The following is a 13,974-nucleotide window of genomic DNA, read 5'->3' as shown; positions in this document are numbered from 1 at the left end:
ATGCTGATGGAATCGTAACGGCTGAAGAACAGGCTCGCATCACTCAAGCTGCTAATAACCTAGTCGCCGCTAAGACAGATACGACAAAAAAAGCAAATGATGCTGAGCAAGCAGCAAAGGAAGCTAGCATTCTAAAAGGAGTCAAGTACAAGTCAGTGTACACGGATGCCAACGGCTTCCATGTGGATGGGCCGGACGGTGAAGTATTGCGCATGGGGGGATTTGCTCCAGGGCAGTTCGGTACCATTGCTTATCACACAGACGGTTCTACTACTGCACTAACACCAGCAGGATTAATAAGAAAAACAGCTTCAGGAGATATGCCTTATAACTATTTAGTGGCTGCTGGAAATAACTTTACAGGAGCAAGCGGCAAATATTTCGTGAACGCTACAGGAACGGACAATGGTGAAGGTATACCAAATATAACTATAACTTTGCCTTCAGATTTCAAGGGCAAGGATTTTAAAGAGCGTTTGGCACTAGTGAGAGATAGTTTTTTTGTGCAAGAAACTAAATAAACGCCAGGGACGAATCTTCGAGTTTTAAATTTTGCGCCAATCACAACACAGCTAGAAGTGGTTAGCATTGATAAGATTAACGGTGCATTTACCGTAAAAGGATTTGGATCGCTTTATCGATGGAATGCGACGTATACAGTTTCGGGATCAACGGTGACTCCAAATTTCACAAACATTACGAAGTTCGATTATGCATTAGATTTTGCTTGGATTGCTTTAGTATAGCCCACAGATGTGGGCTTTTTGTGTTCACGTGATTTTTTATAGATAAAGATATATATGAGGAGAAAAGGCATGTATAAATAATGGTTGGCGGTGGACGTAACAGAAGGAAGAGCAATTGCTACGGGATTAGGTGCTGTATTGGCCCCGTGGGTATCTTTAGCTCAACAAATGAAGCTAGATCCTCGAATTTGGTTTTATCAGTTCCTTCTATGTTGACTGCTTGAGTTTTGAGCGTTTGTACGGCATAAGAAAGCCGTTCATCTGATAATGATTGTGAAGCGTATAATTCTAAATATGCGCTTGCTTCATTTAGGGCGATTTGTTTATAGCTTGCTTGCCACTGCTCGTTGGTCGTTTCTGCTTGGTTGGTAGTAGGTTGGTGGACATTTGAGGGAATGACTACCGTTTCATTTTTTTGTGCTTCAACAGCTGGATCAGAGTTTACAGCAATCAAAACAATAGATAAGATCAAACACCATACCAAACCAATAGCCTTGGAAAAACCATTCATTTTCTTCCAACGGATTGAAATCATTAGGAACGGAGCAATAATCCAACCAAGTATTTTTAGTAACAATATAATCTCTCCTTATTTTTTGTGTTTAATAACATTGAAAAGAGCAACAAGGCTTAGAGCTAAAGCTGCGACAATTACGATCCATGTAATTACATTCATCGCGATTCCCTCCGTTTATTTTAATCTTGCTATATGTTAAGATTGGGCGGAGAGGCCGTGGTAGCGACCTCTCCGAGGAACCTTACTTGCGTTTGCGGCGCTTGCGTGGGGTTCCTTTTTTGTTTTTCTTACGACTGACTTATCATGATTGCCGTGTAGCACTGTATGATAGCCGTAAGAAGTAAAACCCAATCCTTCATTTCCTTTTCACCCTTTCAGAAAGCGCTTTCGAAGCGAGACAATGGGGCGTCAGAGGCTCAAGGTTTCGGATATTGTAAAGATGACAGGGCTGGCAAGGAATACAGTGAGCGAACTATATCATGGAACCTCGAAGCGAGTTGACCTTGAAACGCTTGATAAATTATGTATTGCTTTAGAGTGCGACCTGAACGACATAATAACATTTGAAAAAGAAGACTCTGGCAAGAAATGCTGGAGTTTTATTTTTGCCTTGAAACAGAACACTTGTTTGCGTTAAAATAAGACCAAACATTCGTATCGAGGTGAAAGGCATGATCGAAAACTATATCGGCCGGACAGTACAAATTTTCTATAATGACCGAAAACGGAATATATCAATTCGAATAATTCAAGTGTTGTCCGTCCGAAATGGTAAGGTCAGAGCCTTTTGCCTAAGTGCAAATGCGCCACGTGTATTTAATGTAGAAAGCATAATTGATGTGGAGTTGATTAAACAGCATGCTTGATGATGCAGCGCGCAAGGTTTTAACAGTCATGTGGAACGTGTACCGTAACGATCCTTCTATAATAGATGTCAATTATTTAAGTCAAAAGGCTCAGCGGACAGAAGAACAGGTGAAAGATGCAATTAACGAACTAGTCAAAGATGGATTTGTTTTATGGGATAGAAAAGCTAATACGTTCAAAGTGCTATATAACCGCGAAGCAGCTAAGCCGGTGATGTCCCGTGGATGGATTAAATGAACAAGGTGAGTCGATTAAATTCAGAGAGTATTAAAATGTGGTCAAGCAGCCGCATGATGTTACCTGAGCATGTTGTAGCAATAAATAAGCAGAGTAAAGAATTGGAGGATTTGGAGATGGCAAAAGCAAAAGGACCGAAAAGACCAACGAGAGATGAATTTGAGATGGAGGAATTAGGTGAGCGCCTCGTCGAAGCTCAACAAGAAGAATTGCAGATAAAGCTAATCGTTTGGAACTGGGATCAACCTGTTATTGGAAAAATAACAAAGATGGACTCGCGAACAAAGTCGGTTCATGTAGAAAATCATGGGGATATGATTAAAGTTCCGTTTATGGATATAATGAAGGTACAGTCAGCAGGCAGTTAATTATATAGAAGAAGTTGAAAAGCCCTTATAATTAATAAGGGCTTTTTCTATGTTCATTAAACAAGTGTGTAAAAAAAGTGTAAAAAAAATCAAAACCTATCGTATTCTATCGTATTCTTACGATCTGTAAAACAAAAGAAAACCCGCTAAACCCTTGATAATCAAGGCTTTAGCGGGTATATGTAAATCATTAAAATGATCTAGGTAGTTCTTAATGGCGTCCCGGAAGGGATTCTAACTTTTAGGCACGCACAGTTACAGTTACAATAGATAGAGTCAGGTATATGTGCTTTTTTTAATTTGGGCGACAATTGGGCGACAATTAAAGAGATAATAAAAACGTAAGAGTGTAAAAAGCTTATAAACAAAGGGTTTTAGACAAAAAATCGGAGCCCTATCACTAGGGCTCCTTTTCATGGGAGAGGAGAAACCGGACGAAGAGCTTATGGGGAAACGTAAGTCTTCTCCGCGGTTGTCTACGACATCTTGCGACGCCGATAAATTTATTTTGTCCTTATTACTGGTAAATATACTTGTTCAAAATGAAAAAAATATCGTCGAACAGATATAGGTCAGCTACGTCCTCAATTTTCGAGATGCAACTGCTTTATTATGAACGGGATTCTATGGTACGATAGGCGGGAATGAGATAGAAGGGGGCAATTGCAAGTGAGAGTCATTGCGGGCGAGGCCAAGGGCCGCACGCTTAAGGCTGTGCCTGGTATGAATACGAGACCGACAACGGATAAGGTTAAGGAAGCTATTTTTAGCATGATCGGACCTTACTTTGACGGAGGAATAGCACTGGATCTGTTCGCAGGTACAGGTGGATTGGGTATCGAGGCTTGGAGCAGAGGCATAGAACGTACTGTTTTTGTTGATCGGGAAAGAATAAGCATTGATACGATTCGTCAAAATGTTGAAACGGCGAAGATGGGAAGCGCTGCTGAAATTTATAAAAATGATGCGGAGCGCGCATTGAAAGCGCTAGCGAAGCGGGAGCAAAAGTTCCGGCTTGTTTTTCTTGACCCGCCATACAAAATGATTACGATGGATAGTCTTATGACACAGCTTGCCCAAAATCAGATGCTTGAGCCGGATGCGATTATCGTAGTCGAGCACGATGCAGCTCACCGTTACCCGGAGAAGCTGGAATATTTTGACCAACTGAAGAATGCGAAATACGGGGATATTGCCGTTTCTATATATCAATATTACAGCGATGACAGTCATCAAGACGGGAGTGAATCCGATGTTAACGAATAAACAAGAGCGCGTTGCTGTATATCCAGGCACGTTTGACCCTGTAACTTATGGCCATTTGGATATTATTCGAAGGTCTGCCAAACAATTTGATCGGTTAATCGTTGCCGTATTAAACAATTCGAGTAAAAATCCTTTGTTCAGTGTGGAGGAGCGCAAAGCGCTGCTTACAGAAGTGACGCGCGATATTCCAAATGTGGAAATTGACAGTTTCCGGGATTTGCTCGTTCGATTTATGAAAACACGGCAAGCCAATGTCATTATTAGAGGCATTCGTTCGGTAACTGATTTTGAATACGAGCTGCAGCTCGCTTCAACTAATCATTTGCTTGATGATGAAATAGATACGATGTTTATGATGACGAATCCGAAGTATTCCTACTTAAGCTCGAGCATCGTAAAAGAAATTGCACAATTTCATGGCGCAGTGCATGAGCTGGTACCGCCAATTGTGGAGAAGCAGCTAAGAGAGAAATATAACTCGAAAATTTAAATAAATGTTTGAAAAAGCCATTGTTTATCTTATTTTGGATTATATCGACTTACCTGTTCTCCGGAATGGCAGAAGAATGAGGGATACAAGCAGTCCCAAAAGAGTGAGTAGGATGCAGGCTGATAGGGAGAACTGCCATAAAAATGGTAAATCATTTGCATTTATGATTTCAGCGATAGTGTGTTTCATCGAGTAAGGATCAGATGGCGCCAACGTTGGCGTTGCTCCAGGTTCGAGTATTGGACGAAGTAATGAAGTGAGCGGCTTCCACAGAATGATCATAAATACACAGGCATGGAGAGCATGAACGATTCTCCATAATGCGAATGGGAGCAGCTTAAGGTCCGTACCAGTAATGAAATATCCAGCTTGTAAAATGCCGCTTAGTCCGCTCCATGCAAGCACAGTTGCTATAGCGGCAGCATTCCCGAGCATGCCGGCTCCGGGAGCATCCCAGATCGCAGCCGCATAAGCACCCATATGACCTTCAAAAAAAGCTTGGCTAATAAAGTTTAGCCCAGCCTTATCCAGCCATGGAGAGAGCAGCGGCTCTGATAATTTTGCAAGCACAGCAGCAAAAATCATAAATCCGCCGATCATCATAAGCTTCTGAACGCTTGCTGCAACAGAGTCGCCAAGCGTTTTGCCGAAGCTGCGGCCATCCTGCTCTCTTCCGAGGCGAAATGCCTCTGCCGCTCGATGAAGGATGGTGCTGCGATGCTCCTCGTCATTGGCTGTCACTGATTGTTTTTGCCCTAGTTGTCGACCTGACTGTTCCTGATCTGACCGCTCCTGGCCTGACTGCTCTTTACGGCTGAACAGCGTCATTATAAACATGACCCATAGCGCGGATATCCATACGGCTGCAGCAATAATGACACCTACAATGGGCTTGTGCAGAAAGCCTGCGCCGATAACGACAAGCATAAATAATGGGTTTGGCATATGAGCTAGGGCTAGCAGCCGCTGGCCCTGTTGTTTTGTCACGACGTTTCTTTTGCGTAAGGAAGCTGTCGCTTCTGCTCCCGCGGGATAACCACCCATCCAACCAAGAACTATCGTAAGCGCGGCTTCACCTGGCAGTCTAAACAGTCGGCTCATCAGCGGCTGGAGCAGAGAGCCTAGCGCATGCGTGAGCCCAAAGGCAGCAATAAGCTCAAACAATACGAGAAACGGCAATAAACCGGGGAATACAATATTCCACCAGACGGTGAGTCCTTGAAGCGAGGCTTGAAACGCAGCATCTGGCTGAATGATGATGGCAACAACGAGCAATATGGACAGGAACGCTAACATAACTGTTTTAGCCAATGCTACTCCACTCCTTTAATCTGCTGCAAAAATAGAAATGATGCGACACGCCGGAATGCAGGGCTAGGGCATCATGAGATGGACAATCATATACGTTAAATAGTACGCGTATAAAGTCATGGATAGACCATTTGGAGCAGCTTGTCTGCCTCAGAATAGTTAATGCTATATTTGACTGGCAAATTGGAAGTTTGAACGGGGTGTGCGATTGCAAAAACAACGATCAGATTTTCGCAGAATAGCAACGATCGCTGTATCGACAGCGGCTTTGATGTGGGTATTGTTATATGCTCCAACGCCCTATGTTGTTTATGAGCCGGGGATTGCTGTACCTGTTAAACCGATGGTAACGATTGAAAAGGGAGATGCTTTAGGAAAAGGCGACTTTTTGCTGACAGCAGTGAAAATGACGGAGCCTAATTTCTTGCGGACTATTCAATCGATGTGGAATTCGAATATGGATGTGCATCTCAAACGAGATGTGCTGCAAGGATACACAAAAGAAGAGTATGCACAAAGGCTAAGCATCATCATGCAGGGCTCGCAAAACAATGCGATTGAAGCTGCTTATCATTACGCAGGTTTACCCTATGCAAGCAAGCTGAACAGCGTTGTTATTACGGAAGTAAATCCTATCGATCACCCTTTGAAAAGTTCATTCAAAGCAGGAGATAAGCTTTTAGGCATTCATGGCGAAAAACCGCCGAGCAGCTTGGCAGATTTGTTTGAGACGCTGAGAGGGTATGATAAGCAGCAAAACGTTTTATTTGATGTGGAGCGCAAAGGGCAGCAACTACAGGTCTCTTACTCATCGGATACATTAAAAACTGTCTCGACTAACGAGCAGCTCTTGAGTGTTCTGGGCATCGTAAACTTGACGGAACAACGCGGCTTGGACCCATCGGATCACAATAACCGTATCAGTATAAAAGTAGGCGATATTGGGGGGCCATCGGCCGGTCTTGTTTTTGCTTTGCAATCCCTGGACCTGCTAACGAACGATGATTTGTCGGGAGGTCATCGCATTGCGGCGACAGGCACGATTACTCCACTCGGAGAGGTCGGAGCTATCGGCGGAATAAAGCAAAAAGTTGTCATTGCAAGCGAGGAAGGCGCGGAGCTGTTTCTTGTTCCTTCTGATAACTATAAGGATGCCGAGGCGAAAGCAAAAGCGCTTAACGCCTCGATGAAGGTGGTCAGCGTAAGTACGCTGAAGGAAGCTGTGGAGCAAGTAAAAGTTTATCTCGCTGGGAAAGAAAGGTAACTTTCATTTATTTATTTCGATTAGGAATCGATGGTTACAGGTCTTTCCGTAAAATCACGGAATAACGATTGAGGGGCATGAATGCCCGGTACGCCTAGTGAATAGACACTGCTCGCTTGTGTATCAAGCTCCAAATAACGGAAGGGCTTTGGTGCTCTTGCAGCGCTTTGCAGCACAGGTAATTTGGCACAATTTCGCATGCGTCGCAATAAAAGCTTGCCTTTTTCCGTAAAACCAAGCACTCTTATATATTCAACACCCGAAGCAAGCTTATCCGGTGTGAAATCAGATTTCTGATGTCCAAGCAGAATAGCAAGAAGTGAACGCTGCAGCTTCGTTCTCGTATAGCGCTTCGTTTTTAAAGCTTCTAGCAGGTCATCGAACTGGCGCGAGGGCAGCTTGGGAAGGGCATTCAAAATGCGATGCTCCAATCCTTCTGTCATCTCATGCAGGTTCGAAAGTTCATATGACGAGCGAGTTACAATCGCGTGAAGCAGCGCATTCGTAAAGGGCTCCCAGCTAATCGGGCAACGTCCGCTAGCCCATTCCTGCTGCAAGATTCGCGTTGTGGATTCCGGTACATAAGCGCGCGCTTCCTCAAGAGATCGTTTCTCGAGCAGCAGCTTGCGGATTGCGGTCGCGCTTGCGATTTGGCTGTCGGTTGCGGTTTCTTGATTGTACTGCGCTTTCTCACGAGTGATAGTGTACGGCTCCATTTTGCCGCCTAGCCGTTTCAGCGCAAGCAAATAATGGAGCGCTAATGTATGATTAGGAAGCGCAAATGGAAAATTAGCGGCAGAGGAATAGCCCTGATCCGATAAGTAGGTGGTAATGGCGCTGCTGTACGCGTTCGGATAACTAATTCCCGTTTGAAGCAGCTGCTTCAATAAGGCTTTAAAGGCTGGCGGCTCGTTTGTAATGAGCTCTGCTGCCTGTAGCAGCGGCTCAAGCTCACCGTTTTCCGTTCCGAAGCAGAAGCTGTCAACGACGCCTGTCGCCTCTAATAAGGACACAGCGCCATAGGCGAACCACTCTGCGGCTTGTGTTGCGTAAGCAACCGGCAATTCAATGACAAGATCGCAGCCGCCTTCAAGCGCCATACGTGTTCTAGCCCATTTATCCAGCAGGGCGGGCTCGCCGCGTTGCAGGAAATGGCCGCTCATGACGGCAACGACGGCGTCAGATTGCGTTATTTTGCGCGATTGTTGCAAATGATACAAATGTCCGTTGTGAAATGGATTATACTCGACAATGAGCCCGACGGTGCGCATTCGCTTGATCCTCTCTCTGTTAAATGTTGGTTGTTTCACTATAGCATAGAGAGGGAGCACAATCACGGTCTGCATCAAGTGTTATTGAAAAACCGTGTGAAAATGTTGACAAAACAGTAGTCTGATAGATATAATAATCTTTGTTTGTTTGGGGTGATCTGATGCAGTTTCATATTCAAGAAACAATGTCCAAAGGGTTGAAAACTACAATCGACGAACAGCTCGATGTTAGTGACCTTTTTAAAGGACGCCAAGATGTTTATCGTACGGGACCTCTCCATGTATCGCTTCAGGTAACTGGGCACGAAGAGTTTATCGAAGTGGATGGCAAGCTTGCCATCGATCTCGAGCTTGCCTGCTCACGCTGCCTTGAACCGGTAAAGGATCATACGGTTATTCGATTCTCTGAAGTATTTAAGCGGGCTACGTCTGACGAAGACCGTGATGAGGATATGGAAGAGGAAGAGAGTGATTTCATTGAAGTAAATGCGGACAGACTGGACTTGAAGCCTTATGTGGAAGAAGCACTTCAACTGTTCATGCCTTTTGCACCGCTTTGCAGCAATGATTGTAAAGGTCTCTGTCAGACTTGCGGACAGAACTTAAATGAGCACAAATGCAGCTGCTCCACGGAGAAGGTTGATATCCGTTTTGCAGCGCTAAAGGATCTATTTAAGGAATAAGAGTAGTGCTGATTGAATTTTTGAAGGAGGTGTTAAATATGGCAGTACCTCAGCGTAGAACATCCAAGACTCGCCGTGATAAACGTCGTACGCATTTCAAACTTGCAGTACCGGGCATGGTGAAGTGTGAGCAATGCGGCGAGCTGAAATTGGCTCACCACGTATGCAAAGTTTGCGGATATTACAAAACAAAAGAGATCATTTCCCAATAAGAAATGATGTCTGGGATAGCACTTCATCCAAGTGATGAAGTGCTATTTTTTTGCTCATATCGATTCGTATGACGCTAGGGAATGGATGAAAAAGCAGTTATATTTTTATGCAACATTGCGCTCGAGCGTATTTTTTTATATACTTAATTAGTACCAGGTGATAATATCAAGCAACATACATATACTAATCGTACTGATGCCTCACAAGGCCGCGGAACAGATATAAGATTGTCTATCATTCACTATTTGGTAAAAGGTGGTGCCGAACATCGAACGAATGCCCAAACGGCAGCGGCATCAGCAGCTTGCCCGACACATTGATGAAAATCCTTTTATAACGGATCGGGAACTGACTAGGTTGCTCAAAGTAAGCATCCAGACGATACGCCTTGACCGGATGGAGCTTGGTATTCCAGAGCTTAGAGAACGTCTGAAGCTGATGGCAGAACGTTCATACGACTCCGTTCGATCGCTCGCATTGCACGAGGTGATTGGTGATATTGTCGATTTGGAATTGGACAAGAGCGGCATCTCGGTATTCGAGATTCGTGAAGAACATGTATTCTCCAGAACGGGCATTGCACGCGGTCATCACGTATTTGCACAAGCAAATTCACTTGCCGTTGCTATTATAGATGATGAAATTGCACTTACCGTAACAGCGGACATTAGATTCATTCGACCTGTTAAGCTTGGGGAGAAATGTATTGCCAAGGCTTATGTTCGTTCCATTTCGGGCGAGCGAAGCAAGGCGAAGGTAGAGCTGTTCACATATGTCGGAGACGAAATGGTGTTCCAGGGTAACTTTGTTATTTATCGGTCCGCGGGAGACACAGATGCTGAAGGAGGAGACGTACGTGCGGATCGCTATTGATGCTATGGGGGGAGACAATGCCCCTGGCTTAATTGTGCAAGGAGCGCTTGATGCGGCGGCGCAGTGGCCCGATACAGAGCTGCTGCTCGTTGGTGAAACGTCAGTTATTGAACCACTCATGAAAGGGCAGAAGCCCGCTAATATAACCATTTGCCATGCTGATGAGGTCATTGGTCCAGATGATGAGCCTGTTAAAGCGGTACGCCGCAAAAAAGGAGCATCCATGGTCGTTGCTGGACAGCTCGTTCGTGAAAAGCAGGCAGATGCTATGCTGTCAGCAGGCAATACTGGCGCTTTGATGGCGACTGGACTTCTTGTCGTCGGTCGAATGGATGGAATCGAACGGCCCGCGCTTGCTCCTATGATGCCTACGATGGATGATGTCGGCATTCTTACGCTTGATTTGGGAGCGAATATGGATGCAAAGCCGGAGCATCTGCTGCAATATGCAATTATGGGAAGCATTTATCGTGCAAAGGTTCACGGACTGGAGAAGCCGAGAGTTGGGCTTCTGAACGTGGGAACTGAAGCGATGAAGGGCAATGAGATGGCTAAAGCGGCTTACGCTTTGCTTGAGCAAGCTCCAGTGAATTTTATCGGCAACGTTGAAGCAAGAGATGTTCTAAATCGAAATTGCGATGTCCTTGTTTGCGACGGCTTTGCCGGCAATATTATGCTGAAGGCAATGGAAGGCGCTGCGGGTACGATTTTTGATTCGCTTAAGGACGCTTTCGGTCAAACGCTGTTAACGAAGCTTGCTGCGGCTATCATGCTTCCTAAGCTGCGTGTGCTTAAGAAGAGAATGGACTATAAGGAGCATGGCGGTGCACCTTTGCTTGGACTGAATGGCCTTGTAGTAAAATGCCACGGCTCCTCGGATGCCCTCGCTGTGAAAAATGCCGTAAGACAGGCTCGCAGCGCCATTCAAGGACAATTGATTGAAACAATCGCATCAGAAATCAACGGGAAGTGAGTGTGCGAAATGGGTTTACATCCTGTCGGAATAATTGGTACTGGTAAATACGTGCCAGAACGTATTTTATCGAACAAAGAGCTAGAAGCAATGGTTGAAACAAATGATGAATGGATTGTTACTCGCACAGGCATTAAAGAACGCCGCCTAGCATCAGCAGAAGAAGCAACATCCGATCTTGCACTGCATGCATCGCGTGAAGCGATTGCCGCTGCTGGCCTTACGGCAGAAGATATCGATCTCATTATTGTTGCTACAATTACGCCTGATATGTTTTTCCCTTCGACTGCCTGCTTGCTTCAAGATAAGCTGGGAGCAAAGCAAGCGGCTGCGTTCGATTTGTCGGCTGCTTGCTCCGGGTTTATTTATGGACTAGCAACAGGAACGAGTATGATCGCCAGTGGCATGTACAAGCATGTGCTTGTTGTAGGCGCTGAGACGCTATCGCGTATTACTGATTACACGGATCGCAACACTTGCATTTTGTTTGGTGACGGTGCAGGTGCAGTTGTGCTTGGACCGGTTGAAGAAGGCCGCGGCTTCCAATCGTTTGTGCTTGGCGCAGACGGAAGCGGTGGAGACTTGCTGAAGGTTCATGGAGGCGGATCACGCGTTCCAGCATCGGAAGAAAGCATCCAGTCGAAGCAGCATTTCATTCATATGGCTGGCAATGATGTATTCAAGTTTGCGGTTAGAATTATGGGCAGCGTGGCTGAAGAGGCTTTGCAGAAAGCTGGCCTAAACAAAGAAGATATTGATCTTCTTATTCCTCATCAAGCGAATATTCGGATTATCCAGTCCGCTTTAAACAGACTAAGCTTGTCGGAAGATAAAGCGATGGTCAATTTGGACAAATACGGTAATATGTCATCGGCATCCATTCCAGTTGCACTGGCTGAAGCTGTTGAGCAGGGTCGTGTGAGTGAAGGAGACCGCCTTGTGCTTGTAGGTTTCGGCGGCGGCTTGACATGGGGAGCTTCGGTTCTGGTATGGTAGTATGAGCGTTGCAGCTTTTTGAAAAAATAAGACGTTATAAGTTTTCCTCTTATGACGAGCTTACATATCACCGCGAAACGAGCTATACTGTCTGATGCAGTTCGAGCCGTATACGTGTGTAAGGGGGAAACGTTATGAGTAAAATAGCATTTGTTTTTCCGGGGCAAGGCGCACAAGCTGTCGGAATGGGCAAGGACGCCTATGATGCGTTTGATCGTTCCCGTGCGATTTTTGAACAAGCGGATGAGGCACTGGGCTTCTCATTAAGCCAGATTATTTTTGAAGGACCAGAAGATACACTTAAACAAACAGCGAATACACAACCTGCACTGCTTACCGTTAGCGTTGCGCTATTGGAAGCGTTGGAAGGCCGGGGTCTGAAGCCGGATTTTGTTGCTGGGCACAGTCTTGGGGAGTATAGCGCGCTTGTCGCTGCAGGAGTCCTATCCTTTGAAGATGCTGTTCGTACTGTCCGTGCTCGCGGTCAATTTATGGAGCAAGCTGTTCCTAGCGGCCTAGGCGCAATGGCAGCAGTGCTCGGCGCTGAACGCGATACGCTCGCAGCGCTTTGTGCGGCAATTACAGCTGAAGGCTCGGCTGTTGAGCTTGCAAATGTGAATTGTCCTGGTCAAATTGTGGTGTCAGGTACTGCAGCAGGTGTTGATGCTGTTGTCCAGCGCGGCAAAGAAGAGGCTGGAGCTAAGCGGGTTATTCCTCTTGAAGTAAGCGGTCCATTCCATTCATCCCTGATGAAGCCTGCAGCTGTAAATCTTCAAGCGACATTAGGTGATATAGCGATGAAGGATGCTAATGTTCCTGTTGTGGCGAATGTCACTGCCAATGCGGTAACATCGGCGGATGAGATACGTGGTCTGCTCGTAGAGCAGGTGTATTCACCTGTCCTTTGGGAAGATAGCGTACGTTATTTAGTCGAGCAAGGCGTTGATACATTTGTGGAAATCGGGTCGGGAACGGTGCTTGCCGGCCTGATCAAAAAAGTCGACAAAAATCTACGTGTCATCTCGATTAACAGCATCAGTGCGCTTGAAGCGCTGCAGGTGAATGAACAATAGGATGGAGGGGATTCGATGTTTGCTAGCTTGGAAGGAAAAAAAGCACTCGTAACAGGTGCATCGCGGGGCATTGGCAGATCGATTGCTATTGCCCTCGCCGAGGCAGGCGCGGATGTTGCCATTAACTACTCAGGCAGCGAAGCGGCAGCAGCTGAAACGGCGCAAGCTGTAGAAGCACTCGGTAGACGCGCTATTGTAATAAAAGCTAATGTTGGCAAAGTAGATGAATTTGAAGCGATGGTCAAGGAAGTCATCGAGCAATTCGGAGCGGTTGACATATTAGTGAATAATGCGGGCATTACAAGAGATAATTTAATCATGCGTATGAAGGAAGACGAGTTTGACCAAGTCATTGAAACCAACTTAAAAGGGGTTTTCAACGGCATTAAAGCGGTCACTCGCTCTATGATGAAACAACGCTCCGGCCGAATCATCAACATTTCTTCTGTTGTTGGTGTGCTCGGAAACCCTGGGCAGGCTAACTATGTTGCAGCCAAAGCTGGTGTCATTGGTCTTACTAAGGCTAGTGCCCGCGAGCTTGCGTCACGCGGCATTACAGTTAACTGTGTAGCCCCAGGATTTATTCAAACCGAAATGACGGACAAGCTGCCGGAAGAAATGCGCCAATCTTTATCTGGCCAAATTCCGCTTGCCCGTCTCGGTGATCCGAGTGACATCGCAAACGCAGTCCGTTTTCTTGCTTCGGATGCTTCAGCCTATATGACTGGACAGACGATTCATGTGGACGGCGGCATGTATATGTAACACCAGATAATTCAGCAATAATGAATTAAAACGGTTACGTATGGCATTTTATCTTTAATTC

Annotated in this window: 17 protein-coding genes; 14 read left to right on the top strand and 3 right to left on the bottom strand. The window is 45.6% G+C overall.

The window, feature by feature from the left end:
* The first annotated feature begins 155 nt into the window (after positions 1-155).
* Positions 156-521 carry a hypothetical protein gene (locus ACIFSR_RS03735; protein WP_430055008.1) on the top strand — a complete coding sequence of 122 codons (366 nt, stop codon included), beginning with the start codon at positions 156-158 and terminating at the stop codon, positions 519-521.
* A 343-nt stretch (positions 522-864) separates the two neighbouring features.
* Here ACIFSR_RS03735 and ACIFSR_RS03730 read toward each other — a convergent pair whose 3' ends face one another.
* On the bottom strand, positions 865-1,323 hold the full coding sequence (locus ACIFSR_RS03730) for a hypothetical protein (protein ID WP_430055006.1): 459 nt from the start codon (positions 1,321-1,323) through the stop codon (positions 865-867).
* Between the two features lie 340 nt (positions 1,324-1,663).
* Here ACIFSR_RS03730 and ACIFSR_RS03725 point away from each other — a divergent pair, with 340 nt between their 5' ends.
* From ACIFSR_RS03725 to coaD, 5 genes are all read left to right on the top strand, one after another.
* Positions 1,664-1,900: a helix-turn-helix domain-containing protein gene (locus ACIFSR_RS03725; RefSeq protein WP_339208887.1), complete on the top strand. Its 237-nt coding sequence runs from the start codon at positions 1,664-1,666 to the stop codon at positions 1,898-1,900.
* Positions 1,901-2,121: 221 nt separating this feature from the next.
* Positions 2,122-2,367, top strand: coding sequence for a hypothetical protein (locus tag ACIFSR_RS03720; protein ID WP_339208888.1), 246 nt, complete (start codon positions 2,122-2,124; stop codon positions 2,365-2,367).
* A gap of 56 nt (positions 2,368-2,423) precedes the next feature.
* Positions 2,424-2,735 (top strand): YolD-like family protein, encoded by a 312-nt coding sequence (locus tag ACIFSR_RS03715; RefSeq protein WP_430055132.1) that lies wholly within the window; start codon positions 2,424-2,426, stop codon positions 2,733-2,735.
* A gap of 669 nt (positions 2,736-3,404) precedes the next feature.
* Positions 3,405-4,001, top strand: a complete 597-nt coding sequence (gene rsmD, locus ACIFSR_RS03710; protein ID WP_430055003.1) for a 16S rRNA (guanine(966)-N(2))-methyltransferase RsmD — start codon at positions 3,405-3,407, stop codon at positions 3,999-4,001.
* On the top strand, positions 3,988-4,491 hold the full coding sequence (coaD, locus tag ACIFSR_RS03705; protein ID WP_076268326.1) for a pantetheine-phosphate adenylyltransferase: 504 nt from the start codon (positions 3,988-3,990) through the stop codon (positions 4,489-4,491). The genes rsmD and coaD overlap by 14 nt, the downstream gene beginning before the upstream one ends.
* A 39-nt stretch (positions 4,492-4,530) precedes the next feature.
* On the opposite strand, the gene ACIFSR_RS03700 is transcribed toward coaD, so the two are convergent.
* A complete protein-coding gene (locus ACIFSR_RS03700; RefSeq protein WP_430054999.1) occupies positions 4,531-5,802 on the bottom strand; it encodes a nucleoside recognition domain-containing protein in 1,272 nt (423 codons plus the stop codon).
* Positions 5,803-6,010: 208 nt separating this feature from the next.
* On the opposite strand from ACIFSR_RS03700, the gene ACIFSR_RS03695 reads away from it, so the two are divergent.
* Positions 6,011-7,066, top strand: a complete 1,056-nt coding sequence (locus tag ACIFSR_RS03695; protein ID WP_339208892.1) for a YlbL family protein — start codon at positions 6,011-6,013, stop codon at positions 7,064-7,066.
* A 20-nt stretch (positions 7,067-7,086) separates the two neighbouring features.
* Here ACIFSR_RS03695 and ACIFSR_RS03690 read toward each other — a convergent pair whose 3' ends face one another.
* A complete protein-coding gene (locus ACIFSR_RS03690; protein ID WP_339208893.1) occupies positions 7,087-8,337 on the bottom strand; it encodes a nucleotidyltransferase in 1,251 nt (416 codons plus the stop codon).
* 161 nt (positions 8,338-8,498) lie between these two features.
* On the opposite strand from ACIFSR_RS03690, the gene ACIFSR_RS03685 reads away from it, so the two are divergent.
* The 7 genes from ACIFSR_RS03685 to fabG all read left to right on the top strand — a co-directional run bounded on the left by ACIFSR_RS03685 (position 8,499) and on the right by fabG (position 13,913).
* A complete protein-coding gene (locus tag ACIFSR_RS03685; protein WP_054029020.1) occupies positions 8,499-9,020 on the top strand; it encodes a YceD family protein in 522 nt (173 codons plus the stop codon).
* A gap of 38 nt (positions 9,021-9,058) precedes the next feature.
* Entirely contained in the window at positions 9,059-9,232 is a 174-nt protein-coding gene (gene rpmF / locus ACIFSR_RS03680) for a 50S ribosomal protein L32 (RefSeq protein WP_006036546.1), read from the top strand.
* A gap of 277 nt (positions 9,233-9,509) precedes the next feature.
* Positions 9,510-10,106, top strand: a complete 597-nt coding sequence (gene fapR, locus ACIFSR_RS03675) for a transcription factor FapR (protein WP_054029019.1) — start codon at positions 9,510-9,512, stop codon at positions 10,104-10,106.
* The gene (gene plsX / locus ACIFSR_RS03670) at positions 10,090-11,079 is read left to right on the top strand and encodes a phosphate acyltransferase PlsX (RefSeq protein ID WP_430054995.1); all 990 of its coding nucleotides are present in this window, start codon (positions 10,090-10,092) and stop codon (positions 11,077-11,079) included. Before fapR ends, plsX begins: the two co-directional genes overlap by 17 nt.
* A 9-nt stretch (positions 11,080-11,088) precedes the next feature.
* A complete protein-coding gene (locus tag ACIFSR_RS03665) occupies positions 11,089-12,075 on the top strand; it encodes a beta-ketoacyl-ACP synthase III (RefSeq protein ID WP_076268331.1) in 987 nt (328 codons plus the stop codon).
* Positions 12,076-12,209: 134 nt separating this feature from the next.
* The gene (gene fabD, locus ACIFSR_RS03660; protein WP_430054992.1) at positions 12,210-13,148 is read left to right on the top strand and encodes an ACP S-malonyltransferase; all 939 of its coding nucleotides are present in this window, start codon (positions 12,210-12,212) and stop codon (positions 13,146-13,148) included.
* Between the two features lie 15 nt (positions 13,149-13,163).
* Positions 13,164-13,913: a 3-oxoacyl-[acyl-carrier-protein] reductase gene (gene fabG, locus ACIFSR_RS03655; protein WP_076268333.1), complete on the top strand. Its 750-nt coding sequence runs from the start codon at positions 13,164-13,166 to the stop codon at positions 13,911-13,913.
* Positions 13,914-13,974 lie beyond the last annotated feature (61 nt).

The sequence above is a fragment of the Paenibacillus sp. NRS-1760 genome, from assembly GCF_050467785.1.
In the GTDB taxonomy this organism is placed as follows: Bacteria; Bacillota; Bacilli; order Paenibacillales; family Paenibacillaceae; genus Pristimantibacillus.
This window is presented reverse-complemented; position numbering and strand designations above follow the sequence as displayed.